23 protein-coding genes are annotated in these 25,142 nt (G+C 75.2%); 16 read left to right on the top strand and 7 right to left on the bottom strand.

Annotation, left to right across the window (positions count from 1 at the left end; genetic code table 11):
- Positions 1-109: 109 nt before the first annotated feature.
- From BMW99_RS12800 to BMW99_RS12785, 4 genes are all read left to right on the top strand, one after another.
- Positions 110-493, top strand: a complete 384-nt coding sequence (locus tag BMW99_RS12800; protein WP_069466833.1) for an STAS domain-containing protein — start codon at positions 110-112, stop codon at positions 491-493.
- Positions 494-650: 157 nt separating this feature from the next.
- Positions 651-1,064, top strand: coding sequence for an ATP-binding protein (locus BMW99_RS12795; protein WP_075016807.1), 414 nt, complete (start codon positions 651-653; stop codon positions 1,062-1,064).
- Positions 1,065-1,298: 234 nt separating this feature from the next.
- Positions 1,299-2,963 carry a PP2C family protein-serine/threonine phosphatase gene (locus BMW99_RS12790; protein ID WP_407640287.1) on the top strand — a complete coding sequence of 555 codons (1,665 nt, stop codon included), beginning with the start codon at positions 1,299-1,301 and terminating at the stop codon, positions 2,961-2,963.
- Positions 2,960-4,117 (top strand): cobalamin B12-binding domain-containing protein, encoded by a 1,158-nt coding sequence (locus tag BMW99_RS12785; protein ID WP_107485359.1) that lies wholly within the window; start codon positions 2,960-2,962, stop codon positions 4,115-4,117. The genes BMW99_RS12790 and BMW99_RS12785 overlap by 4 nt, the downstream gene beginning before the upstream one ends.
- Before the next feature lie 166 nt (positions 4,118-4,283).
- Here BMW99_RS12785 and BMW99_RS12780 read toward each other — a convergent pair whose 3' ends face one another.
- On the bottom strand, positions 4,284-5,696 hold the full coding sequence (locus BMW99_RS12780) for a PP2C family protein-serine/threonine phosphatase (RefSeq protein WP_079138404.1): 1,413 nt from the start codon (positions 5,694-5,696) through the stop codon (positions 4,284-4,286).
- A 485-nt stretch (positions 5,697-6,181) separates the two neighbouring features.
- Between BMW99_RS12780 and BMW99_RS12775 the strand changes: the two genes are divergently transcribed.
- From BMW99_RS12775 to BMW99_RS12725, 11 genes are all read left to right on the top strand, one after another.
- Positions 6,182-8,038, top strand: coding sequence for an arabinofuranosidase catalytic domain-containing protein (locus tag BMW99_RS12775; protein ID WP_069466176.1), 1,857 nt, complete (start codon positions 6,182-6,184; stop codon positions 8,036-8,038).
- Between the two features lie 260 nt (positions 8,039-8,298).
- Positions 8,299-9,582, top strand: a complete 1,284-nt coding sequence (locus tag BMW99_RS12770) for a YhgE/Pip domain-containing protein (RefSeq protein WP_069466175.1) — start codon at positions 8,299-8,301, stop codon at positions 9,580-9,582.
- 186 nt (positions 9,583-9,768) lie between these two features.
- Positions 9,769-11,496 (top strand): molybdopterin-dependent oxidoreductase, encoded by a 1,728-nt coding sequence (locus BMW99_RS12765; RefSeq protein WP_079176027.1) that lies wholly within the window; start codon positions 9,769-9,771, stop codon positions 11,494-11,496.
- A gap of 116 nt (positions 11,497-11,612) precedes the next feature.
- On the top strand, positions 11,613-12,278 hold the full coding sequence (locus BMW99_RS12760; protein WP_069466039.1) for a fasciclin domain-containing protein: 666 nt from the start codon (positions 11,613-11,615) through the stop codon (positions 12,276-12,278).
- Between the two features lie 81 nt (positions 12,279-12,359).
- Positions 12,360-12,947 (top strand): ECF RNA polymerase sigma factor SigK, encoded by a 588-nt coding sequence (gene sigK, locus BMW99_RS12755; protein ID WP_069466040.1) that lies wholly within the window; start codon positions 12,360-12,362, stop codon positions 12,945-12,947.
- Entirely contained in the window at positions 12,944-13,693 is a 750-nt protein-coding gene (locus BMW99_RS12750; RefSeq protein WP_075016806.1) for an anti-sigma factor, read from the top strand. Before sigK ends, BMW99_RS12750 begins: the two co-directional genes overlap by 4 nt.
- Before the next feature lie 128 nt (positions 13,694-13,821).
- The gene (locus tag BMW99_RS12745; protein WP_245791409.1) at positions 13,822-15,096 is read left to right on the top strand and encodes an NAD(P)/FAD-dependent oxidoreductase; all 1,275 of its coding nucleotides are present in this window, start codon (positions 13,822-13,824) and stop codon (positions 15,094-15,096) included.
- Between the two features lie 14 nt (positions 15,097-15,110).
- A complete protein-coding gene (locus BMW99_RS12740) occupies positions 15,111-15,875 on the top strand; it encodes a DUF1365 domain-containing protein (protein WP_069466837.1) in 765 nt (254 codons plus the stop codon).
- A 185-nt stretch (positions 15,876-16,060) separates the two neighbouring features.
- Positions 16,061-17,368, top strand: a complete 1,308-nt coding sequence (locus tag BMW99_RS12735) for an SAM-dependent methyltransferase (RefSeq protein WP_075016821.1) — start codon at positions 16,061-16,063, stop codon at positions 17,366-17,368.
- Entirely contained in the window at positions 17,365-18,672 is a 1,308-nt protein-coding gene (locus BMW99_RS12730) for an SAM-dependent methyltransferase (protein WP_075016805.1), read from the top strand. The genes BMW99_RS12735 and BMW99_RS12730 overlap by 4 nt, the downstream gene beginning before the upstream one ends.
- The gene (locus tag BMW99_RS12725) at positions 18,669-19,493 is read left to right on the top strand and encodes a DUF1295 domain-containing protein (RefSeq protein WP_075016820.1); all 825 of its coding nucleotides are present in this window, start codon (positions 18,669-18,671) and stop codon (positions 19,491-19,493) included. The genes BMW99_RS12730 and BMW99_RS12725 overlap by 4 nt, the downstream gene beginning before the upstream one ends.
- Before the next feature lie 20 nt (positions 19,494-19,513).
- On the opposite strand, the gene BMW99_RS40045 is transcribed toward BMW99_RS12725, so the two are convergent.
- The 6 genes from BMW99_RS40045 to BMW99_RS12695 all read right to left on the bottom strand — a co-directional run bounded on the left by BMW99_RS40045 (position 19,514) and on the right by BMW99_RS12695 (position 24,476).
- Positions 19,514-20,152, bottom strand: coding sequence for a hypothetical protein (locus tag BMW99_RS40045; RefSeq protein WP_075016804.1), 639 nt, complete (start codon positions 20,150-20,152; stop codon positions 19,514-19,516).
- The gene (locus BMW99_RS12715) at positions 20,149-21,651 is read right to left on the bottom strand and encodes a hypothetical protein (RefSeq protein ID WP_075016803.1); all 1,503 of its coding nucleotides are present in this window, start codon (positions 21,649-21,651) and stop codon (positions 20,149-20,151) included. The genes BMW99_RS40045 and BMW99_RS12715 overlap by 4 nt, the downstream gene beginning before the upstream one ends.
- Positions 21,652-21,710: 59 nt before the next feature.
- Positions 21,711-22,454, bottom strand: coding sequence for an ABC transporter ATP-binding protein (locus BMW99_RS12710; RefSeq protein ID WP_107451734.1), 744 nt, complete (start codon positions 22,452-22,454; stop codon positions 21,711-21,713).
- A complete protein-coding gene (locus BMW99_RS12705) occupies positions 22,451-23,293 on the bottom strand; it encodes a hypothetical protein (RefSeq protein WP_218108511.1) in 843 nt (280 codons plus the stop codon). Before BMW99_RS12705 ends, BMW99_RS12710 begins: the two co-directional genes overlap by 4 nt.
- Positions 23,290-23,874 carry an RNA polymerase sigma factor gene (locus BMW99_RS12700; protein WP_069466700.1) on the bottom strand — a complete coding sequence of 195 codons (585 nt, stop codon included), beginning with the start codon at positions 23,872-23,874 and terminating at the stop codon, positions 23,290-23,292. Before BMW99_RS12700 ends, BMW99_RS12705 begins: the two co-directional genes overlap by 4 nt.
- 137 nt (positions 23,875-24,011) lie before the next feature.
- Positions 24,012-24,476, bottom strand: coding sequence for a MarR family winged helix-turn-helix transcriptional regulator (locus tag BMW99_RS12695; protein ID WP_079138954.1), 465 nt, complete (start codon positions 24,474-24,476; stop codon positions 24,012-24,014).
- 88 nt (positions 24,477-24,564) lie between these two features.
- Between BMW99_RS12695 and BMW99_RS12690 the strand changes: the two genes are divergently transcribed.
- Positions 24,565-25,131 carry a YbhB/YbcL family Raf kinase inhibitor-like protein gene (locus BMW99_RS12690; protein ID WP_069466701.1) on the top strand — a complete coding sequence of 189 codons (567 nt, stop codon included), beginning with the start codon at positions 24,565-24,567 and terminating at the stop codon, positions 25,129-25,131.
- Positions 25,132-25,142: the final 11 nt, after the last annotated feature.

The raw sequence follows: 25,142 nt of genomic DNA, 5'->3' as shown, positions 1-25,142 counted from the left end.
GGGCGGATCACTCCTCCGGGACCCGCCCGCCCGGGCGGTGGTCCGGTGCGCCCCCGGGGTATCCTCCGCCGGGGGCGGTGACGACGGGCGACGCGGGAGCGGGGAGGACATGGACCTGCACGAGGACGGTGGCCTGCGCATCGTGCGCGCCGAGGCCGAACTGGACTGGGAGCGGTCGCAGGCGTTCGCCGAGCGGATCCGCGAGGCGGCGCGAGCCGACGGCGCCCGTGTGGTGGTCGACCTCTCGGCGGCGGTGTTCGCCGACTCCTCGACGCTGCACGTCCTGCTGGAGGCACGCCGCGAGTTGGCGGACCGGGGTGGCCGGCTGGTGCTGGCGGGCCCGCTCGGTGCCGGGATCCGCCGCCTGTTCGACCTGACCATGACCTCCGGCCACTTCGAGTTCGCGGCCGACACCGCGGCGGCCCGCCACGCGCTGGAGAACGGCCCGCCGGACCACCTCGCGGAGCGGGAACCGCGGTCGCCGGAGACCTGACCGGAGACCTGAGATGAGACGGAGCAGCGGACGGGAACCCGGCTCGGCCCTGTGTGACACCGGGCTGGCAGGGCAACCGAGTCCAGGAGCGCGGCAACGGCGTCCCGCGCACGAACGCTTCGAGCCGCTCGCCGTAAGACTTCCCAGAGGTCACCTCATGACCGAACAGCCCTACAGCCCGCCCGCACTCTCCGTGAACGGGAACGACCCGCAACTGGCCACGGATGCCCGGCACACGGTGATCCGCCTCCTCGACGAGGTGGACCGCGGCACGGAGAGGGCGCGCACCGACGTGCAGCTGGTCGTCGCCGAACTCGTCAGCAACGCCCTGCGGCACGGCGGGGGCCTGGCCGGGTTCGGCGCGGAACTCACCCCTGACGGCGAGGCGTTGCGGGTACTCGTGCACGACATGAGTGACGCGCTGCCCGTCGCGCGCGGCGCGCTCGGTGTGGACGTGGACCGGCCGGGTGGCTTCGGGTGGCCGATCGTCGAACACCTGGCCCTCTCCGTCGAGGTGGAGGCACTGCCGCAGGGCGGGAAGCGGATCGTCGTCGTCCTGCCGCTGATCTGATCCGCGGGCCGCGCGGCCTGCGGCGAGCCGGCATCCGCAGGCCATCGCCCGCCGGCCGGCGCCCGGCGGCCGGCCCGGCCGGGTCCGGGTCCGGGCGCGACCGCTTCGAACTGACTCACGGGTGACGGGCAGTTGCCTGAGGCTGCCGAACTGCGCCATGGTGGCTGTGGGACGCAGGGTTCCCGACGGACGAACGTGATGAGGTGAGGGTCCCCCAGGGTGCGGACCCGCTGTGTGGCTGGTGCGAAGACAACCGAGCCGAATCCCGGTCGATGGGCGGACGCCGCGGCCGACGCCTCTCCTTATCCGGTGGTGGTGCTGGGCGCCGACGGCGGCGTCCTGCGCACCAGTGAATCCGCCCGCGTGCTGCTCGGCGACCTCCCCCCGGGACGGCCGGAGGCCGTGCGGGCCAGGCTGCCGTGGCTGGCGGCCGCCCATGTCGCGCTGGGCACGGACGGGGTCTCCCCCGACGCCGGGTCCGGGGACCGGCATGTGCGCGGCCGGCTCGACGGCCGCAGCCTGGAGGGCCGGCCGGTGCCCGGGGCCGACGGCTCGGTCACCTGGTGGCTCCTGGACGACACCGACCGGTGGCGTGCCGAGCGGGAGTTGGCGCGGGAAAGGGAGCGCAGTGTCTTCCTCGCCGAGGCGTCGAACCGCCTGCTGGCCTCGCTCAACGTCGAGCGCTGCATGGACGTGATCGTGCTGGAGGCGGTCCGGGGGCTGGCGGACGCGGCCGTGGCGATCGGCCCGTACGCCGGGCACCGACTGAAGTTGGTCAGCTGCGTCCGCGGCGGCTCTCCGACCGCTGCCACGACCACGCATCCGCCCGACGCCGTACCGGGCCTCGCCGAGGCCCTGCAGGGGTTCCCGCCGGTGCCCTCGCGCTGGATCGACCCGGCGGCCGCGCCCACCTGGCTGGTCCCCGAGGGCTTCGGCCCCGTCGGGTCCATGGCGGTGGTGCCGCTGCCGGGTCCGGGCGTGCCCGCCGGCGCCCTGGTGCTGCTGCGCCACGGGACCCGGGCCGCCTTCGACGAGAGCGAGGAGACTCTGGCGAGGATCTTCGCGGCGCGGGCCGGGGCCGCGGTCTCGTCGGCACGGTTGTACAGCGAGCAGGCGGCCATCACCGAGACGCTCATGCGCGAGCTGCTCCCGCCGACGCTGCGGCACACGTGCGGTATGGAGTTCGCCGGCGGGTACCGGCCGGCCAGCGAACAGAACCGTGTCGGCGGCGACTTCTACGATGTCCATCCCGCGACCGCGGAGCAGTCGGACACGCTCGCGGTCCTCGGTGACGTGTGCGGCAAGGGGCTGGAGGCCGCGGTCCTCACCGGCAGGATCCGCAACACGCTGCACGCGCTGCTGCCGCTCACCACCGACCACCAGCGTCTGCTGAACCTGTTGAACCGCGCCCTTCTGACGTCGCACCACACCCGGTTCGCGACCCTCGTGCTGGCGGCGGTCCGCCGCCGGGGGGACCAGGCCCGGGTGCGGGTGACCAGCGCCGGGCACCCCGCGCCCCTGGTGGTACGGGCGGACGGCACCGTCGAGCAGGTGCCCACCCACGGCAGCCTGGTCGGGGTGCTGCCCGTCGTGACGAGCACCACCGCCGACGTGACGCTCGGCCCCGGCGAGTCGCTGGTGATGTTCAGCGACGGCATCACCGAGGCCCGTGGCGGCCCGCTCGGCGACCAGGAGTTCGGCGAGGAGCGGCTGCGCGACCACCTCGCCGGTTGCGCGGGCATGTCCGCGGAGACGGTGGTGGAACACGTGCAGATGATCGCGGCCCAGTGGGTGGGCGCGAAACGGCACGACGACATGGCCGTGGTCGTGGTCGCCATGCCGCGCGGCGCGCACCTGTCGATGACCGGCGGCTCCGGACCAGGGAGGTACACGGCATGACCGCACCCGTGCGGGGCGGAACGTCCGGCACCGCAGCGGCCGGTCCGCCCGGCGGTGACGCCGCGGCGCCGCGGGACTGGGCGGAGGAGCTGTGGGCGCCGGTGGCGGCCGGCGACGAGGACGCGGCGGCCGACGTGCTCCTCGCCGCGCTGGAGTCCGGCGTCGACGCCGAGACGATCCTGGTCGACGTGGTCGCGGCCGTCCAGCGGCAGGTGGGTGCCGAGTGGGCGGCCAACCGGTTGAGCGTGCCCCAGGAACACGCGGCGACCGCGATCAACGAGCGCGCCATCGCGGCGCTGGACCGGCATCCCCTGGTCGTCGCGGCCCGGCCGGCGGCCCGGCGCGGCCTGGTCACGGTGGCCTGCATCGACAGCGAGTGGCATGCCCTGCCCGCCCGCATCCTGGCCCAGGTGCTGAGCCTGCACGGCTGGCGCGTGGACTACCTCGGCGCGCAGGTGCCGACGCAGCACCTGGTCGAGCACCTGCACCGCACCGCGCCGGACGCGGTGGCGCTGTCCGCGTCGCTCAGCACCCGGCTGCCCGCCGCCCACACCGCCATCGCCGCCTGCCAGGCCACCGGGACCCCGGTGCTCGCCGGCGGCGCCGCCTTCGGTCCGGACGGCCGGCAGGCGCGGCGGCTCGGGGCGGACCTGTGGGCCCCCGACGCCCGGGCCGCGGCAGCCCTGCTCGACGAGGGGCTGCCGCGGCCCGCCCGCGCGCACCAGCCGGTCGACGACCTGCCGCACCTGTCGGACCAGGAGTACACCCTCGTCACGCGGAGCAGGTCCCGGCTGGTCGGCACGGTCATGGCGGGCCTCGACGACGGGGTGCCGACACTGCGCGGCTGCACCGAACTCCAGCGGCAGCACACGGTCGAGGACCTGGGCCACATGGTCGACTTCCTCGCGGTGTCCCTCTACACCGACGATCCCTCGCTCTTCACCGGGTTCCTCTCCTGGGCCTCCGGCGTCCTCAGCGCCCGCGGCGACCTGGCCCTGCCCCTGGCACCGGCGCTGGACCTGCTCGCCGCCGAACTGCGGGACTTCCCGCGTGCCCGCGCTCTCCTCGCGGCGGGTTCCGCCACCGTGCCCCGCCCACCGGGCCCGGTGGGCGCGCCGGGGGACGCGGACGGGCACGGGCAGGCCGGGCGCTGACCGGCCGGGCGCTCACGTCCGGTGGCGGAGCCTGATCCACGTCGCGGGACCGGGCTCGCGCGGCCGGCCGTCGGCGGGGCGCTCGCGCCGCGGATGGCGCCGGCGACGGTGCTCGGGTCCGCCGCCGGAGGGAGCGGTGCGCGGGGTCACGTCGCGGATCGGCACCTCACAGCCGGGCCGCCAGGACGGAGATGTCGTCGTGCTGGCCGCTCGGGTCGGCCAGCCGTGCCAGCAGGGCGTCGGCCACCTCGTGGACGGACCGGGTGCGCAGTTCGCGCAGGGCGTCGACGAGCCGGCCGATGCCGACGTCGATGTCCTCGCCACGCCGCTCGACCAGGCCGTCGGTGTACAGCACCAGCAGATCGCCGACGGCGTACTCCAGGGTGGCCTGCGGGCGCGGCACGTGTTCGACCCGGACCCCTAGCGGCGGATCGGTGGCCCGGTCCAGGAACTCGTGCGAGCCGTCCTGGTGCACCAGGACGGGCGGCGGATGGCCTGCGTTGCTGTAAGTCAGCAGCCGGCTGCCGGGGAAGACCTGGCAGGCGAAGGTGGTCGTGGCCAGGGCGCCCTCGTGGGCGCGGGCGTAGAGCCCGAGGGCCTCCAGGGCGCCGCTCGGCCCGTCGGCGACCCGGACGGCGGCGTTCAGCGCACTGCGCAGCATGCCCATCACGCTGGCCGCGCCCACGCCGTGGCCCACGACGTCGCCGACGGTCAGCACCATCCGCCGCTCGGGCAGGTCCACCACGTCGTACCAGTCGCCGCAGGCGTTCATGCCCTGCACGGCGGGCCGGTAGCGCACGGCGATCTCGGGGTGGGAGGCCAGGTCGGGCGTGGCGAGCATCGCCTGCTGGAGGATGAGCGCCGTGTCGTGGACCGCCGCCGTCGACTCCAGCAGGCGGGCGTTGGCCCGCTGGAGCTCCTGCGCCTGGTTGAACACGTCGACCCGCGGGAGTTCGGCCCGCGCCACGGGGTCCGCGGGCTCGGTGCGCCGGGCCGACGTCACGAACGCGGTGACGTCCTCGATCCGGTGGATGATCAGCTGCACCGTCCCGTCGGGGCCTCTGACGGGCTGGTTGACGACGTTCCACCAGCGCGGTTCGTAGCGGCCCGCGCCGGGCCGCGGGATGGCGAAGCGGTGCAGCATCAGCAGCGTCGGCTCGCCCGAGGCGAGTGCGGCCTCCAGGGCGCGCCGCTGCACCACGGCACCGTTCGTCGCGGGCTCGTCGGGGTCGGACGGGTAGGCCTCGAAGAAGCCGCGGCCGACGAGTTCCTCGCGGGAGCGCTCGGTCACGGCGAGGTAGGCGTCGTTGGCGGTGACGATCCGCAGCCGGCTGTCCAGGACCAGGCACGCCACCGGCACGGCCGCGAAGAGCGCTTCGTAGTCGACGGCGCCGGCGCCGGCCGGACCGGTGTCCCCGGCGGCGCCGGACGCGTCCTCGGCGTCGTCCTGGCCCGTGCCGTCCGCGGTGCCGCCCGGAGAGGCGTCCGATCCATGAGCGCCGTCGGCGCCGTCCGCGCTGCCGGCGCCGCCGTTTCCGCCGGGCCCGCCGCCACCTCCGCCGCTTCCTCCCTCGCTCACCGCCGGGCCACCCCTTCTCCGTCCGCGCGCACGGCGTGACCCGTGCGGGTGGCCGCTCGAGGACGGTCACCCCTCCAGAAAACCCGGCCGGAGGCCGCACCGCGCGGTACGCGGCCCTCGGCTCGCCCGAAAAGAGCAGGCAGCGGCCCGGCCGGGGGCGGTTCCGAGTGGTCCGTGGCCCGTTTCCGACCGTTGACCGGGGCGACCGCGCACCCTAGCTTCGGAGGCGCCCGGGCGGTCCGCGCGCCGCTCGCGGCAGCCCGACCGCCGCCGCCTCGTCCCGCGCCGCCTCGCGTTCAGCGCTCCCTTCGGGCCGCTCCCCCTGCCTCGCTCCCCCGCACCGCGCCTTCCACGACGCACGTCGAACATCGCCCACCCCTCGACGCCTGGCGCGCCGCGCCCCGCCCGCTGCGCGTCGTGCGCCCGCCCCGCGGTCCCGGGGCGGACGCCGCCCCGCACCACTCCCGACGGAGAAAGGGTCGACGATGACCGGCTCACCCCCACGCGCAGCCCTGCGCGCACTCCTGCGGCGCTGGCGCCGCACTCTGCTCGGCCTGGGCGGCGCGCTCGCCCTGACGCTGGGTCTGCTCGCCGGCGCCGGCGGCACGGCACACGCCGCCGGCACTCTGCCCTGCGACATCTACGGCGGCTCCGGCACGCCCTGCGTCGGCGCCTTCAGCACCGTCCGCGCGCTGTACTCGTCGTACGACGGGAACCTCTACCGGGTCGTCCGCGTCCGGGACGGCGCGACGCTCGACGTCGGCGTGCTCTCCCCCGGCGGCTACGCGGCCGCCTCCGCGCAGAACGCCTTCTGCACCGGCGCCGTCTGCGTCATCACGACGATCTACGACCAGTCGCCGCAGCACAACGACCTGACCATCGCCGGGGCGGGCACCGCCGGTGCCGCCGACGTCGGGGCGATGGCGAACGTGCTGCACGTCACCGTGGCCGGGCACGCGGTGTACGGCGTGTACGTGCCGCCGGGCGTGGGGTACCGGCACGCCCGCGCGGCCGGCGTCGCCACGAACGGGCAGCCCGAGGGGATGTACATGGTGGCCAGCGGCACCCACACCATCCGGGACTGCTGCTTCGACTTCGGCAACGTCGAGGCCGCCGAGAACGACACCGGCGCCGGCCACATGGACGCCCTCAACATCTCCCCGATCACCGCCTGCAACCCGTGCCACGGCACCGGGCCGTGGGTGCAGGCCGACCTGGAGAACGGCATCTTCCAGGCCGACACCAACGCGCACAGCGTCAACGGCGGCAACTCCAGCGCCTTCGTGACGGCCCTGCTGAAGAACAACGGGCAGACCGCGTTCGCGCTCAAGGGGGGCGACGCCCGGTCCGGCGGCCTCGCCACCTGGTGGAACGGCGCCCTGCCGCCGGGTTACGCGCCCATGCGCCAGGAGGGCTCGATCGTCATGGGGACCGGTGGCGACAACAGCAACAGGTCCGGCGGCTCGTTCTTCGAGGGCGCGATCACCTCGGGCTACCCCTCGGACGCCGCCGACGACTCCGTGCAGGCGGACATCGTGTCGGCGGGCTACGCGGGCGACACCGCGGCCGTCGCACCCGCGACGATCTCCGCGCCCGGCGGCAGTTGCGTGGACGTCACGGGCGACGACGTCTCCGGCGACCGGGCCGCCGTGCAGCTGTGGGGCTGCCAGAGCTACGCGGCCGACCAGCACTGGCTCCACGAGGCCGACGGTTCCCTCAGCACACTCGGCCGCTGCCTGGACATCGACGGCAACGGCACCGCGAACAACACCCAGGTGGAACTCTGGGACTGCAACGGCGTCGGCGGCCAGAAGTGGGTGCAGCGGTCCGACGGGTCGCTGCTCAACCCGCAGTCCGGGCGCTGCCTCGACGCGACGGACGGCGCCACGGCCGACGGCACCCGGCTGCAGATCCACGACTGCAACGGCACCGCCGCCCAGAAGTTCGCGGTCAACGGCGGCGGCATGGTCGCGGGGCCGGCCGCCAAGTGCCTGGACATCTCCGCCGACGACGTCGGCGGCAACGGCGCGGCGGCTCAGCTGTGGGACTGCCAGTCCTACGCGCTGGACCAGCACTGGGTGCACACCTCCACCAACCGGCTGACCACGCTGGGCCGTTGCCTCGACATCGCGGGCAACTCCACCGCCCAGAACGCCCTGGTCCAGCTCTGGGACTGCGGCTCGGCCGGCGGCCAGGTGTGGGTGCAGCAGTCCGACGGGTCGCTGCTCAACCCGCAGTCCGGGCGCTGCCTGGACGCGACGGACGGCGCCACGGCGAACGGCACGCGGCTGCAGATCCACGACTGCAACGGCACGGCGGCGCAGGAGTTCGCACTGAGCTGACCGCCGGGCGGCCGCCCGCACGCCCGGCCCCGGGCCCCCGTGTCCCCGGCGGGCCCGGGGCCGGGCGGGACCGCCGCGGGTCGTGTCGTGACGGTTATCGCGCATATGGGGCACCTAGGGCGTTATCGTCACCTGAGGGGCGGCCGGCGCTCGCACACTCTTCCGGGAGGAGCGGCGGCGCGCGGCACGCGCGGCCCCGGTGACCGTCGACGCCAGAGCAAGGGTCCGGGCCGTGCGGGGCCGGACTCTGATGGAGTGCCATGACCTCAGCGGGTTCCGGGCAGCCGCAGCCGCGCGCACGCGCCGTCGCCGTGGCCCGCCACGCGAAGCTCTGGCTCGTGCCGACCGTCCTGTCCTGCCTGGTGGCGCTGTTCCTGGGGTTGCTCTACATGGGTGGCATCGTCAATCCGAACGGGAGCCTGCACCATCTGCCGATCGCCCTGGTCGACAACGACCAGGGCCCGCCGCTGCCGGGACAGCAGCAGCCCCTCGGGGCGCAGCTGACCCAGGCCGTCGTGTCGGGCACCCCCACCAAGGCCGTGCAGTGGCGCCGCATCAGCCAGGCCCAGATGCAGGACCAGCTGGCGTCGGGGAAGATCTACGGCGCACTGGTCGTGCCGGCCGGATTCACCCGTTCCGTGGGGGCCCTGACGACCGCCCGGGCCACGGTGCGGCCCACGCTCACCGTCCTCACCAACCCCGGGCTCGGCAGTCTCGGCTCCTCGCTGGCCAGCCAGATCACCCAGCGCGCCGCCCACCAGAGCTCCCTGGTGATCGGGCGTCAGCTGACCTCCCGGGCGGCCTCCCAGGGCGCCGACCCCACGCTCCGCGTGCTCCTGACCGACCCCGTCACCGTGACCACGGCCGTGGGCCACCCGATCGGCCGGCACAGCGGCCTCGGCCTGACCGCCTTCTACTACACGCTGCTCCTGGTGCTCACCGCGTTCGTGGGCGGGAACATCATCAACAACGGTGTCGACGCGGGCCTGGGCTACACCGACAACGAGATCGGCCCCTGGCACACGCGGCGTCCCACGGTCCCGATCAGCCGCACGCAGACGCTCCTGCTGAAAATGATCATGACGGCGGGCATCGTCGTGCTCACCAGCAGCCTGGTGATGATCGCCACCGTCGTCATCCTGGGCATGGACGCCACGCACATCCCGCTGCTGTGGATCTTCTCCTACTGCGCGAGCCTGACCGTGGGCCTCGGCGTGCAGGCCATCAACGCGGCCTTCGGCGGCATCGGCCAGGTGGTGTCCATGTTCGTGTTCGTCGCCCTGGCCCTGCCGTCGTCGGGCGCCACCGTGCCCCTGCAGGCCGTCCCGGGCTTCTACCGCTTCCTGGCCGTCTTCGAGCCCTTCCGCCAGGTCACCGACGGCGTGCGCGCCATCCTGTACTTCGACGCCCGCGCGGACGCCGGGCTCGACCGCGGCTGGATCATGATCGGCATCGGCTTCGCCGTCGCCCTCCTCTTCGGTTTCGCGATGACGCGCTACTACGACCGCAAGGGCCTGCTCCGCCTGGGCCTCAGGCCCGCCTGACGTCACCGGCACCGCGACGGGCTCCGCGCCCGCCCGGGGCCGCCGGTCCGGCGCCCGGCCGCCGCCGGCCGGGTCACCCGTTCGGGGTAACCGCGAGTTCGGCCCAATCCGCCGGCGCCGCCGCGCCGAATGCGGGGTGTGAGCGGAAAGCCGAGCAGCAGCGACCAGGACGGCCGTCAGCGGGACATGACGTCGCGTCAGGCGGCGACGCGAGCCCGCGGGCGCCGCGCGCTGCGTGTGCTGCTCGGCGGCCTCGCGGGGCTGCTGGCGGCCGCGGCGGCGCTGGGGAGCGCCGAGCTGGTGTCGGCGGCGGTGCGGCCGCAGGCGAGCCCGGTGGTCGCGGTCGGCGGCGCCGTCATCGACCGCACTCCGGGGTCCGTGAAGGACTACGCGGTCCGGCACTTCGGGACGAACGACAAGCTGTTCCTGCAGCTGGGCATCGTGGCCGTCCTGGCCCTGTTCGCGATCGCCCTCGGCGTGGCCGCGCTGCGCTTCCGGCGGGCCGCGGTCGCCGGCGTGGCCGTGTTCGGCGTCGTCGGCGTCCTGGCGGCCGTGAGCCGCCCCGACCACCGGGTCGGTGACGTCCTGCCGCCGCTGGCCGGCGCGCTCGTGGGGGCCGTGGCGCTGTGGTTGCTGTCGGCCCGCCTCTCCCCCGCCGTGCCGGCCGGCCCGGCGGGCGGCGTGGGCCCGTCGAACGACCAGGCCGCGCCCGCCTCGCCGACGCCCGGAACGGGGACGGGGAGTGAGACCGGAACCGGGCTCGGGAGCGGGCCCAGGACCGGGGGCGGGGTCGGGACGGACGCGGGATCGTCCCCCCGTCCGGCGTTCGACCGCCGCGGCTTCGTCATCGCCGCCGCGGCGACCGCCGCCGCATCGGCGGGCGCGGGCGCGCTGGGGAGGACCCTCAACGGCCACGCGGGCGCGGCGGCCACCGCCTCGCGGCACGCGATCGCTCTGCCCCGGCCCGCTTCCCCGGCGGCCCCGGTGCCCCGCGGCGCCGGCTTCCCGGTGAGCGGTCTGAGCCCGTTCACGACGGCCAACGACCGCTTCTACCGCGTCGACACGGCGCTCGTCGTGCCGAAGGTCGACGCCACCACGTGGCGGCTGCGGCTGCACGGCCGCGGGGTGCCGCGCGACGTCGTCTACACCTACGACGACCTGCTGCGCCGCGACCTGGTCGAACGCGACATCACCCTGACCTGCGTCTCGAACCAGGTCGGCGGGCCCTACGCGGGCAACGCCCGCTGGATCGGCGTGCCGCTGGCCGAACTGCTGCGCGAGGCAGGCGTGGTGGCGCCCTCGCAGGGCGGGCCCGCCGACCAGCTCGTGGCGCGCTCGGTGGACGGCATGACCATCGGCACGCCCGTGGAGACCGTGCTCGACGGCCGGGACGCGCTGCTGGCCCTCGGCATGAACGGCGAGCCGCTGCCCTTCGCGCACGGCTTCCCGGTGAGGGTCGTGGTCCCGGGCCTGTACGGCTACGTGTCGGCGTGCAAGTGGCTGCGCGAACTGGAGCTCACCACCTTCGACGCGTACGACGCCTACTGGGTGCGGCGCGGCTGGTCCCGCCGGGCGCCGATCAAGACGGCGTCGAGGATCGACACGCCGAAGCCGTTCGCCACGCCGAAGGCCGGCCGGGTGCCGGTGGCGGGCGTCGCCTGGGCTCAGCACCGCGGGATCGACCGGGTCGAGGTGCGGGTCGACGACGGCCCCTGGCACGTCGCGACGCTGGCCGCCGAGGACACGGCGGACACGTGGCGGCAGTGGCGGTGGGAGTGGGACGCGACCCCTGGGGGCCACACCCTCCAGGTCCGCGCCACGGATCGCACGGGAGCCACGCAGACCGAACAGCGCGCCGGGACCGTCCCGGACGGCGCGACGGGCTGGCACTCGGTGGTGGTCACCGTGGCCTGACCAGGGCGGGCAGCGCCCGCCCCCGGAAAACCGCGACACCCCGGCACTCCGACGTCCCGACGCCCCTGCGTCCCGACGTCACCCGCAGCACCGATGCGCCTTCAGGAGTAGAGATCATGACCTTCCGTACCCGCCGTTCCCGCCGTATCGCCGTCGCCGTGACGGTCGCGGCCGTCCTCCCGCTCGCGCTGAGCGCCTGCTCCAGCGACAAGAAGTCCTCCGCCGACCCGGCGTCGTCCAGCGCCGCCGCCACGTCCGCGCCGGCTCCGAGTTCGCCGCCCGCGTCCACCACGGCGGCGATGGACCAGCCGTTCGGGCCCGGCTGCGCCTCCGTCCCGAAGAACGGCGCGGGCAGCTTCGACGGCATGTCCAAGGACCCGGTGGCCACCGCCGCGTCCAACAACCCGGCGCTGTCCACGCTCGTCGCCGCGGTGAAGAAGGCGGGCCTGGTCGACACGCTGAACAACGCACAGAACATCACCGTGTTCGCGCCGACGAACGACGCGTTCGCCAAGATCCCCAAGGCCACGCTGGACAAGGTGCTCGCCGACAAGGCGATGCTCACCAAGATCCTCACCTACCACGTGGTGGGCCAGCCGGTGAAGGCGCCGGACGGGCTGGCGCACGGCACGTACACGACGCTGGAGAAGGGAACGCTGACCACGTCGGGCTCCGGGCAGTCGTACAAGGTGAACGGCACGGCCAACGTGGTGTGCGGCAATGTGACGACGGCGAACGCCACGGTGCAGATCATCGACACCGTGCTCATGCCGCCCCAGTAGATTCTTTTTCGCGCCGGGACCAATCCCTGTGCCGCACGGCACCGAAGTACGGCTGAGCGCCGTGTCAGCCAGGAGGTGTCCATGCGCGCCGCAGCACAACGTGGCTCGTCTCCCGAGCGGTCCCCCGGACCGCTGGAGGCGTTGCTCGACCGGGTCGCACGAGGCGACCGCGACGCGTTCGAGACTCTGTACACCGCCGTCGCCGGGTCCGTTCTGGGCCTGGCGCGGCGGGTCGTCAGGGACCCGGCGCAGTCGGAGGAGGTCGCCCAGGAGGTCCTGATCGAGGTCTGGCGGTGCGCGGCGCGGTTCGACGCGCACCGCGGCAGTGCCATGGCGTGGATCATGACGCTGGCCCACCGCCGGGCGGTGGACCGGGTGCGCTCCGCGCAGGCCAGCGCCGACCGGGAGGTGCAGGCGGGCGTCCGCGACCACAGCCCCGCCTTCGACGAGGTGAGCGAGCAGGTCGAGCGGCGGCTGGAGCGTGAGCAGGTGCGCCGCTGCCTGGAGCAGCTGACCGAACTGCAGCACGAGTCGGTCACGCTCGCCTACTACCGCGGCTACACCTATCAGCAGACCGCCGAGGTCCTCGGCGTCGCGCTGGGCACGGTCAAGACACGGCTGCGGGACGGGCTGATCCGGCTCCGCGACTGCCTGGGGGTGAGCTCGTGACGAGCGTCGACCTGCACACCCTGACCGGCGCGTACGCGGTCGGGGCACTGGCCGGGCCGGAGGCGGAGGAGTTCCACCGCCACATGGCGCAGTGCGAGGCCTGCGCCCAGGAGGTCCGCGAGCTCACCGAGACCGCGGCCCGGCTGGCACTCGCGGTGGCCGAGGTGCCGCCGCCCGGCCTGCGCGACCGCGTCATGGCGGCGCTGCCGGACGTCCGGCAACTGCCGCCGGACGGCACCGTCGTGCCGCTGCGCCCGGCGACGGGAAGGGGCTGGCGGCAGCGCCTGCCCTACCTGGCCGCGGCCGCGTGCCTCGCGGGTGCCGCAGTCGCCTCCGGCGTCGCGGTCAACGCGCAGCACGAGGCCGACCTGCAGCGCGAGCGGACGGCCCGCGCGGAGCAGCAGGCCACGGAGCTGAGCGCCCTGACGGCCGCCCCCGACGCCACCTTCCACACCGGTGCCCTCAAGGGCGGCGGGACCGCCACGGTGGTGTCCTCCCGCAGCCTCGGGCAGGCGGCCGTGCTCTTCCACGGCCTGCCGGCGCTGCCCGGCTCCCGGGTCTACGAGATCTGGTACAGCCACGGCGGCACGATGGTGCCGGCCGGCCTGGTGGAGCAGGGACGTTCCGCGGGTGCGACGGTGCTGGCGGGCAGCCCCGCCGGCGCGGACGGGGTGGGCATCACCGAGGAGCCCCACGGCGGATCGACGTCGCCCACCGGGCAGCCGCTCGTCCTGCTCCAGGTCTGAACGCCGACCAATCCGCCGCCGCCGCGGCTCCGAATCCCTGACAGCGGGTCTTCCACCAGCCGTGCTGTGCCGTGCCGCCGGGAGGCCCGCGGGAGACCGCAGGGATGAGAAAGAAGGGGTGATCGTCCGTGCAATCGTCCGTGCCGCGGCGGCGCGTGGCCGTGGTGGGTTCGGGAGTGGCCGGGCTGACGGCGGCCTACGTGCTGCAGCGGGCCTGCGACGTGTCGCTGTACGAGGCCGACGACCGGCTCGGCGGCCATGCGCACACGCACGACGTCGCGGGACGCGACGGCGGGGTGCTCCGGATCGACACCGGCTTCATCGTCCACAACGAGCGGACGTACCCCACGCTGCTGCGCCTGTTCCGGGAGCTGGGGGTGGCCACCCAGGACGCGGAGATGAGCCTGTCGGTGCGCTGCGAGGAGTGCGGGCTGCAGTACGCCGGCGCCCGCGGGCCCGCCGGGCTGTTCCCCCGGCCCGGCGCGGTGCTGCAGGCTCGCTACCTGCGGATGCTGGTCGAGATACCGGTCTTCCACCGGGCCGCGCGCAGCGCGCTGGCGTCCGGGCAGGCCGCACGGCAGACGCTGGGAGAGTTCGTGCGGACGCGGCGCTTCTCCGCGTACTTCGTGACGCACTTCGTGGTCCCGCTGGTGTCCTCCGTCTGGTCGTGCGCGCCGGAGACCGCGATGCGCTACCCGGCCGCCTACCTGTTCCGGTTCCTCCAGCACCACGGACTGCTGGCGGTGACCGGGTCCCCGCAGTGGCGCACGGTCAGCGGCGGCTCCGCGGAGTACGTCGGCCGGGTCGGCAAGCAGCTCACCGCGGTGCACACCGCGACGCCGGTGCGCGCCGTGCGACGCGGCGTGGACCGGGCCGAGGTGACGACCGACGACGGCGCCGCACGGGAGTACGACGCCGTGGTGCTGGCACTCCACCCCGACCAGGCACTGCGGGTGCTGGCCGACGCCACCGAGCAGGAGCGGCGGGTGCTGGGCGCGTTCCGCTACTCCCGCAACGAGACGGTGCTGCACACCGACGCGTCCGTGCTGCCGACGGCTCGGGCCGCCCGCGCCTCGTGGAACTACTACCTGCCCTCGTGCGCCGCCCCCGCCGGCAAGGTGCAGGTCAGCTACCACATGAACCGGTTGCAGGGGCTCGACGCGCACGAGGACTACGTGGTCACGCTGAACTCCCCCGAGGCGATCGCGCCCGACCGGGTCCTGGCCCGCATGGTCTACGAACACCCCGTCTACACGCCCGAGTCGGTGCGGGCACAGGCGGATCTGCCGCTGCTCGACACGGCCGTCAGTGCCTTCGCCGGCGCGTACCACGGCTGGGGGTTCCACGAGGACGGATGCCTGTCGGGGGTGCGGGCGGCCGCGTCTCTGGGGGTGCGCTGGTGAGGGCGCCGACGCCGATGCGGCACCCGGAACGCCTCCGCGGCCCGGACGCGGGTGCGGTGCCCGCGCTGTACGAGTGCGTGATCTCCCACGCACGCGTCGAGCCGGTGCGCCACGCGTTCCGGCACCGCACGTACCTGTGGCTGGTCGACCTCGACCATCTGCCGCGCCTGCCCCGGGTGTTGCGGCCCCTGGCCCGGTTCGACCCGCGCGACCACCTGGCCGGCACCGAGCCGACGCTGCGCGCCGGGCTGGAGCGGTACCTCACCGCCAACGGGGTGTCGCTGGACGGCGGGCGCGTGGTGATGCTTGCCCACGCCCGCGTCCTCGGATACGTCTTCAACCCGCTGACGGTCTACTGGTGCCACGACCGGGGCGGTGCGCTGCGGTGCGTGGTGGCGGAGGTCCACAACACGTACGGCGAGCGGCACTGCTACCTGATGCGCACCGACGCGCAGGGGCGTGCGCTGGTGCCCAAGGAGTTCTATGTGTCGCCGTTCCAGCCGGTGGAGGGCGCCTACCGGATGCGCCTGCCGGAGCCCGATGAGCGCCTGGCGCTGTCGGTGCAGCTCGTCGGGGCCGGCCCGCACCCCTTCACGGCCACCGTGCGCGGCCGCCGGCGGCCCGCGACGACCCGGCAGGTCGTCGCGGCGGCGCTGCGGCACCCGTGGTCGACCGCCGCCGTGTCGCTGGGCATCCGCCACCACGGCATCCGCCTGTACCTGCGCGGCGTGCCCGTGCATCCCCGTCCCCACCACCCCGGCCAGGAAGGTCTCACGTGAGCGGCCTGCCCTCGTCCCGCACCGGATCCCACCCGGCGGCCGCCGCCCGCGTGCACGTCGAACCCCCGGACGCCGTAGGCGCGGACGTCGAGTCCACGCGCCTCGCATCCACGCACCTCGCATCCACGCACCTCGCATGCGCGGGCACGGAACCCGCGGGCACGGAACCCGCGGACACCGGGCCGGTGGACCCGGTCGCGTGGCCCGATGTGGCCCGCGTGCCGCGCAGTTCACCACCGCGCACGGCCGTCGCCCGGTTCCTCGTCGGCAGGGCGCTGTCCCGCCTGCCGCTGCGGGTGCGGTGGCCGGACGGCTCGCTGACCGGCGGGGAGGGCCCCGTGCTGGTCCTGCGGGATCCGCGCGCCTTCCACCGGCGGATCGCCCGCGACGGGCTGATCGGCTTCGGCGAGTCCTACATGGCGCGGGAGTGGGACGCCGACGACCTCGTCGCCGTACTGACGGTGCTCGCCGCGAACGTCGCGTCGCTCGTCCCGCCGTCCCTGCAACGGCTGCGCGCCGTGTGGGAGCACCGCCGGCCCGCGGTGGAGCGCAACACCCGCTCCGGCGCCCGGGACAACATCCACCGCCACTACGACCTGTCCAACGACCTGTTCGCGCTGTTCCTCGACGAGACGATGACCTACTCCAGCGCCGTCTTCCGCGGACTCCCGGCCCGCTGGGACCTGCTGGCGTCGGCGCAGCACCGCAAGATCGACCGGCTGCTGGACCTCGCGGGTGTCGGCGACGGCACGCGGCTGCTGGAGATCGGCACCGGCTGGGGCGAGTTGGCGGTGCGGGCCGCGGCCCGCGGCGCCCGGGTGCTGACGGTGACGCTCTCCGCGGAGCAGCGCGACCTCGCCGTCGCGAAGGTGGCGGCGGCCGGGTACGCGGACCGCGTCGCCGTCGAGCTCCGCGACTACCGTGACGTACGCGGACGGTACGACGCGGTGGTCAGCGCGGAGATGATCGAGGCGGTCGGCACGGAGTTCTGGCCCGACTACTTCGCCGCCCTGGAACGCCTGCTCGCGCCCGGCGGGAGGATCGCGCTCCAGTCGATCACCATGCCGCACGACCGCATGATGGCGACGAGGAACCAGCAGAGCTGGATCGGCAAGTACGTCTTCCCCGGTGGCGTCATCCCCTCCGCCGAGGCCATCGGGCGGCTCGGCGCCGGCCAGGGGCTGCGGATCGTGGAGACGTCCGGCTACGGAGCGCACTACGCGGAGACGCTGCGGCTGTGGCGCGAGCGGTTCGACGCGTCGTCCGAGGCCGTGGCGGCGCTCGGCTTCGACGTGACGTTCCGCCGCATGTGGCGGTTCTATCTCGCCTACAGCGAGGCGGGGTTCAGGTCCGGGTACCTCGACGTGCGGCAGCTCGCGCTGGCACGCGAGCCGGGTGCAGCGGCCGGGGCCGCACCGGAACGGCCCGCGGGGGCGCCCGCGCGCGGGACCGGCTCCGCCGACCGCGCCGACCGGGGCGGTGAGGTCCGATGACGGGCGCCGCCGACCGCCTCGGACGTCTCGTCGCCGCCGGGCTCGGCGGTCCGCTGCCGGTGCGGCTGCGCGCCTGGGACGGCACGCAGGCCGGGCCGCCGGACGGGCCGGTCGTCGTCATGCGATCCCGTCGCGCGCTGCGCCGGATGCTGTGGCAGCCCGGCGAACTCGGCGTGGCCGAGGCGTACATCGCGGGCGACCTGGACGTCGAGGGGGACCTCGCCGCCGGGCTGAGCCTCGTCGGCAGGGCGATGCGCGACAGGGGGCCGGGCCCGGCGCTGCCGGCGCCGCGTGTGCTGGCGTCGGCCACGCTGACCGCGCTGATGCTCGGCGCGGTGGGCCCGCGCCCGCCCGCTCCGGCGGCGCCGAAGGCGCGCCTCGACGGCGCGCTGCACAGCACGTCCCGCGACCGCGCCGCCATCAGCCACCACTACGACCTGTCCAACGACTGGTACCGGGCGCTGCTCGACCCCTCCATGGCGTACTCCTGCGCCTACTGGCGGGCCCCCGGGCATCCGGCGTACGGCCTCGCCGACGCGCAGCGGGACAAGCTGGAACTGATATGCCGCAAGCTCGCGCTCGCCGAGGGCAGCCGGCTGCTGGACGTCGGCTGCGGCTGGGGCAGCCTGTCGCTCTACGCGGCAAGGGAGTTCGGCGCGCGCGTCACCGCCGTCACGCTCTCCCGGAAGCAGCGCGACCACGTGGCCGCGCGCGTCGCGGCGGAGGGTCTGGAGGACCGGGTGGACGTGAGCCTGCGGCACTACCGCGACATCGACGCCTCCGGGTTCGACGCGGCGTGCGCGATCGAGATGGGCGAGCACGTCGGGGACCGGGAGTACCCGGGCTTCGCCGCGCTGCTCCACGACCGGCTGCGGCCCCGCGGGCGCCTGCTGGTGCAGCAGATGTCCCGGGGGGCCACCGCACCCGGTGGCGGTGCCTTCATCGAGACGTACATCGCGCCCGACATGCACATGCGTCCGGTCGGGCAGACCGTCGATCTGCTGGAGGCGGCCGGCCTCGAGGTGCGGTCCGTGGAGTCGCTGCGGGAGCACTACGCCCGCACCATCGACGCGTGGCGCCGCACCCTGGAGGACGACTGGCCGCGCTTCACCGCGCTCGCCGGCGAGGCCACCGCGCGCGTGTGGCGGCTCTATCTCGCCGGGGCCGGGCTGGCCTTCGCCGAACGCCGCATGGGCGTCGACCAGATCCTGGCCGTGCGGCCCGACGACGCCGGCGGCTCGGGGATGCCCGACACGCCGTGGCCGTGGTACGCGCCGGACCGGGAGGCGGTGAGCGGGGGGTGAGCGGGTACCCGTGGGCGGCGTTCGCCGCCGGTCTGGGCTGGTCGGCACTGGCCGCGTTCGCCGTCATGGGCGTCACGTTCGCCGTCGCGGTGGTCAAGGGCGTGCACCGGGTCGTGGACGTCGCGTGGGGGGTGGCGTTCACCGCGGTCGCCGCCGTCACCTGCGGCGTGTCCGCCGGGCACGGCGACGACGGGCGGCGGGTGCTGGTCACGGCGGCCACGGCCCTGTGGGGGTTGCGGCTGGCCACGCACATCGCCCGCCGCGGCCGGGGCAAGGGCGAGGACGCCCGGTACGAGAAGATGCTCGCGAAGGCGCCCGGCAGCCGCAACGCGTACGCCTTCCGCACGGTCTACCTGGCGCAGGGCGCGCTGGTGTGGGTGGTGTCGCTGCCGGTGCAGGCCGCGCAGTACATTCCCGGCCCGCTGGGTGCGGGCGCCGTCACGGGCGGCGTGCTGTGGGCGGCGGGCCTGGCGTTCGAGGCGGTCGGCGACCACCAGCTCGCCCGCTTCACCGCCGATCCCGCCCACTCCGGGCGCCTCATGGACCGCGGCCTGTGGTCGTGGACCCGCCACCCCAACTACTTCGGGGACTTCCTCGTCTGGTGGGGCCTGTTCGCGATGGCGTGCGACGCGTGGCAGTCCGCCGCCGTCTCCGCGCTCTCGCCGGTCCTCATGTCGTACCTGCTCGTCTTCGGCAGCGGTAAGCGCCTGCTGGAGCGCCACATGGCCGACCGCCCCGGATACGCCGCCTACGCCGCCCGCACCAGCGGCTTCCTCCCCCTCCCCCCACGCCGCCACGCCTCGGGCCGCCCGCGACGATGACCGGCGAGGGCGGAACCCGGTCACCCGTCGCCGCCGGTGTCCCGGGGGCCGCGGGCGGCGACGAGCGCGGTGCCGGCGGCGAACGCGAGGGCGGCGCACCACCAGGCGCCCGCGTCGTGCGCGGGGCGGGCCGGCCAGGTCCACGGGGTGCGCCAGCCGTCCATCAGGGCGAGCTCGGCCAGCACCGTGTAGGCCAGCGGCCCGGTCCAGGCGAGGGCGCCGCCGAGGGCGGCGGCGGCGATCAGGCCGATGCCCGCGAGCCCCGGTACGTCGCGCAGCAGTCCGAGGGCGCCGCCGGGGACCCGTGCGGCGGCGGCGCCGAGCGCCAGGCTCCCGGCGGCGGCCGCGGTCAGCAGCAGCGAGGCGGCCAGGCGCAGCACGGGCAGCCGCGGTCCGGTGGCCCGCTCGCTCTCGCCGAACGGGGTGCGGGCGGCGACCGCGACGACGGACGCGGCGGCGCACTCGATCAGCAGCAGTGTCTGTCGGGCGGCGGCACCGTCGTCCGGCATCCAGTGCAGGTGCAGGGCGACGCGCAGCAGCACCGCGCATCCGGCCAGGAGGGCCAACCCGCCGGGGACCTGGCGGCTGGTCAGGTGCAGGCGGACGAGCCGCGGACCGGCGTGCCGCCGCCGTCCGACGGCCAGGGCCGTGCCGGTCACGGCAGTTGCTCCAGGGTGACGCGGCCGCCGCGCAGGTCGGCCAGGTGGGCGGTCAGCCAGGCGTGCCGGGCGTTCGCGGACAGCGCGGCGCAGCGCTCGCCGGCGGCGTGGGCGGGGGTTCCGGGCTGCGGCAGGCCGATCGGTGACCCGTCGATCCGGGCGGCGGACGCCATGCTGTCGAGCGGCACGCCGGACGCACGCAACAAGCCCTCCACGACCGCCTGTTGTGCTGGGTCCGCGTGGCCGACGAGCCGGTCGAGGATCGCGCCGGCGACCGGCGGCAGCACTTCCGCGGTGACGTAAGGGACGCTGGTCCACATCTGCTCGGAGGTGCAGCAGCGCCGTGGCAGCGCCTGTCCGGCCGGGCTGGGGCCCATCCACATCGCGCCGTCGTAGCCGATGTCGAGGGCCAGGTGCGCCACCGGCGGGTCGCCGCCGACGTCCGCGCCGGCCAGCGGGGCCCGCGCGCCGGACAGGGCGACCTGGTCGACGCGGACGGGCGCGCCCGGCAGCCCGGCGACCTCGCGCAGCAGCGGGTCCAGCGCCGCGGTCAGGGTGGGCAGGTAGGCCTGGTAGACGGGGTGCAGGCAGATCCTGATCCGCCGGCCACCGCACACCGGCGTGTAGGTGAGGGGACGGTCGTCCGCGGCGTCGTGCAGGGCGGGGACGACGACGCCGTTCGCCTCCACGCGGGCGGTCCCGATCAGCGCGACCGCGGTCCCGCACGACGCGAGACCGACCGCGGTGACGGCCGCGGCCAGGCGGCGCAGCCCGGCCGCACCGCACACCGCCTGGACGCCGAGCGCACCGAGGGCCGCCACCGCCAGGCCGCCGAGGAACAGCAGTTGGGTGAGGGAGAGGTCGGGCAGGTACGGGTAGAAGACACCGGCGTCCGGCTTCGGCGGGGCCAGCGAGTAGGCGGGTGAGGCGACCGGCGAGAGCAGGACGTACCGGCCGCCGCTGCGCAGCGTCTGGCGCAGCACGAGCGCGGTGGCGACGGCCGCCAGCGGTGCGGTGAACCGGCTGGGCACGAGCACGCCGAGGGCGAAGCCCAGGGAACTGCACGCCACCAGCGCGACCGCGCCCACCACGACCGGCCACCACGGCGGGCTTCCCGCGGCCCCCTGCCAGGCGATCGCCCCGTACAGGAAGCCGACGCAGGCCAGGTACGCCCCCAGCGCCCAGCCGGCGGTCGCCGCCCACGTGGCCGCCCGGCCGGCCCAGCGCGGCAGCGCGGTGATGTCCACCTGCTCCACGATGCCGCGCCGGCGGTCGCGGCCGCCGACCCAGGCCGCCGCACCCACCGCGAACGGTGCGAAGTCGTCGACGGCCGCGCCCTGACGCAGGATCAGGGTGCGTGAACTCCACAGAGGCGAGAGGGCCATGCTGCTGCGGTAGGTGTCCAGCCAGAACGCCAGCAGGGCGAGCGGCACCATCCACATCATGGTGTTGCGGCGCAGTTCGAGCCGCAGCAGGCGCCCGCCGGCGCGCGTCCACACGTCCGGGATCCTCCGGCCGAGCGGCCGCCTGCCGCCGCGTGCCGGGGCGGGGACGGCGCTCATACCCGGACCGCCGCGAGGACCGCGCTGTAGCCGCGCTCCAGTGGTGCGTCGCCGGTGCCGTGGCCGGCGCCGCGCGCGACGAGCTCGTCAGGCGTGCCCTGGAAGGCGATCCGGCCCTGGTGCATCAGGGCGACCTCAGCGCAGGCGGCTCCCACGTCTTCGACCAGGTGGGTGCTGACCACCACGGTCGAGGTCCGCCCCAACTCCCGCAGCAGGGAACGGAACTCGACGCGCTGCTCCGGGTCGAGCCCGGCCGTCGGCTCGTCGAACAGCAGCAACCGCGGCTCATTGACGATCGCCTGGGCGATCCCGGCGCGGCGCAGCATGCCACCCGACAGGGTGCGCAGCTTCGCCTTGGCCCGGTCGCCCAGGCCGACCCGCTCCACGGCGGCGGCGACGGCGCGCGGGACCTCTCGCGGCGGCATCTCCTTCAGCAGCGCGAAGTACTCGACGAACTCCACGACGGTGAACCCCGGGTAGTAGCCGAGGTTCTGCGGCAGGTAGCCGAGCCGGCGCCGGATCTCCCGGCGCGGTCCGTGCCGGGCCGGGTCGAGGTCCAGCAGGCGCATGCTCCCGGAGCTCGGCGGGATGACCGTGGCCAGCATCCGCAGCAGCGACGTCTTGCCCGCGCCGTTGGGCCCGAGCAGGCCGAACACGCCCGTCCCCGTGCGGAGGTCCACGCCGTCCACCGCCCGGGTGCGGCCGAACCGCCTGGTCAGGTCAGTGATCTCGATGTTCACCGGCTCCCCTTCGTGGTCCTGGTGGAGTGCAGTACGACGGCGGCGCAGCAGGCGGCGACCGCCAGGTAGGGAAGGACGAGGGCGGACCGGGTGACGGCGGCCGCGGTCTCCCGGGTCGCGGACTGGCTCGCCACCACGGTGAGGGTCCACACGGCGAGGGCGGCACCGACTCCGGCGTTGGCGGACTCCGTCACGGTGGCCACGGCGAGCGCGAGCGCCGACACCGCGGCCATCGGCACCAGCCAGCCGAAGGCGATGCCCGCGGCCGCGGGTGACACCGCGGAAGCGGCCGAGGCCAGCAGGGCGTTGACCGCGAAGACGGTGAGGACCCGGGCCAGCAGCACCATCCGGTCGCTGACCGCCATGGTGCGCGACAGTTCCCACGCGGAGTCGAGTCCGGGCCCGTACGAGTAGGCGACGGCCGCTCCCGCCAGGCCCGGCGCCGCCAGCGCCACCACGGGCTGCCCGGTCCCGGCGGTGGCCACGGCTCCGGCGGCGAGCACCACGACCGTGGCGGCCAGCCACGGCAGCAGCAGCGACGGGGTGGTGAGCAGCACCCGGGCCAGCCCGGGTGAGCGCAGCAGCCGGGCCGCCGCCCGCTCGACGGGTCCGGGCCGCCGCTCCCAGACCTGGGCGGCGACACCGAGCCACACCCGGTCCAGGTCCACGTCGCCCGGGTCCACGCCGCGCGGGCCGCCGTGGTCGCGGACGTCAGGAACCTGCGCCGTCGGGGTCGCGCCGACCGGCCTCCCGGCGTCCGGGACGGCCTCGGGTTCCGGGCCGCCGGGGGCCGTACGGTCCTGGCCCGTACCGCCCGTGCCACGTGGTGCCTCCCTCACAGCCCCTCCTCCTGCGCCGCGCGACCGGCCAGCGCCGTCCTCATCAGCCGCCGCACCCGGTGGGCCCGGCTCTTGACCGTGCCCTGCGGCACCCCCAGTGCCCGCGCCACCTGGGCGACCGGCCGGTCCTCCACGTAGAGCAGCCGCCAGACCTCGCGCTCGGGGCTGCCCTGCGGGCCGAGCACGGCCAGCGCGGCGGCCAGATCGGTCCGCGCCATCACGGCCTCGACCGGATCCCTCGCGGCAGCGCGTCCGGCAGCCGCGAGGGCGCCGTCGAGCGCGGTGTCGTCGAGTCCGGCGGTGTCGACCGGGCTCGCGTCGTGTCCGTGGCGGCGCAGCCAGCCCGCGGCCTGGCGGCGGGCTATCACCCAGAGCCAGCCGCCCGGCGATCCCTGCGGCCGGTAGTCGGGCGCGCTGCGCCACACCGCCAGGAACGTCTCCTGGAGCACGTCCTCGACGTCCCGGGCCGGCAGCGCCGCCCGAAGCCGCGCCGCGAGCCACGGCGCGTGCCGGCCGAACAGCTCGCGGAGCGCGTTCTCGTCGCCGCCGGCCAGGCGGGCGATCAGCTCGTCGTCGTCCATCACTCCCTCTATTGCCGCGCACGGGAGTCGGGTTCACGCGAACGGGCGGGAAAAGGCAACCATGCCGGGCCGGTTGGGCGGGAGGGCCGCGGTCGGGCTGGAGGGTGGCGGTTCGCGTTCCGGGCCGGCCGCCGCCGTCAGGCGTCGGCGATGCGGTTCAGCAGTTCGGTGGCGCGGACGATGATCTCGCGGTCCTCGGCACTGAGGGCCTGGAGCCGTTCGTCGAGCCAGGCGTTGCGCTGGGCGCGGGCGGCGCCGGCGAGCGCGTGGCCTTCCTCGGTCGCGGTGAAGAGGACCTTGCGGCGGTCGTCCAGGGCGCGGGTGCGGACCGCGTAGCCGGCGGAGGTGAGGCGGTTGACGGTCTGGCTCATGGACGCGGGCGACACCCGGTCGTGCTCGCTGAGCGCGGTCAGGCTCTGCGCTCCGTGCTTGTGCAGGTGGGTGAGCACGGCGAGGGCCGCGTCCCCGAGGGCGCCTTCGGGGCGCTCGCTGCGGAAACGGCGGTACAGGCGGCCGACGGCGGCGCGCAGGTGCGCGCCGAGTTCGGCTCCCCCGGTGTCGCCCGTGCCCGCGGCCGGGTCTTCGGTTGCGTCGCTCCCCATGGCTCGTTAGTATACCTAAAAAAACTCCTTCTTATACCTAAACAGTGCCGGGTTCGCGCAGAACCGGGCACACGGGAGGACCGAAGGCATGCCCGCAAACCCCCTCGGCGTCGCCTTGCGCAACCGTCGCGCCGGCCACCACACGCTCGTCTGGGCCCGCCCGGACCTGGCCGCGCCGGAGAACCTGACCCTGACCAGCCCCGCCTTCGCGCACGGGGCGCCGATACCGGAGAGGTACCGCGGCAGGCTGTTCGGCGCGAACGTCTCCCCCGCCCTCGGCTGGACGCGGCCGCCGGCCGGCACCGTCGAACTCGCCCTCGTCGTACAGGATCCCGACGTGCCGATGGGGAAGCCGGCGACGCACGCACTGGCGCTGGGCATCGACCCCGAGCTGACCGGGATCCCCGAGAACGGCCTCGCCCACCCGAGCCCGGTCGCGGGCGTCCGGCACGGAAAGGGCCCCCTCGGGCGCCGCGGCTGGGCCGGTCCGATGCCGGTCCGGTCCCACGGACCGCACGCCTACGTCTTCCAGCTCTTCGCCCTCGACCGGGCCCCCGGCCTGCCCGCCGGCTTCACCCTCGACCAGGCGGTCGCCGCCATCGCCGGGCACGTCCTCGGCCGGGCCCGGCTGGACGGCACCTACGAGATCCGCTGACGGCGGTCCTC

Source organism: Actinacidiphila rubida (assembly GCF_900110255.1).
Classification (GTDB): Bacteria; Actinomycetota; Actinomycetes; order Streptomycetales; family Streptomycetaceae; genus Actinacidiphila; species Actinacidiphila rubida.
Note: the sequence above shows the minus strand (reverse complement) of the source record. Positions and strands in the feature narration are given on the sequence as shown.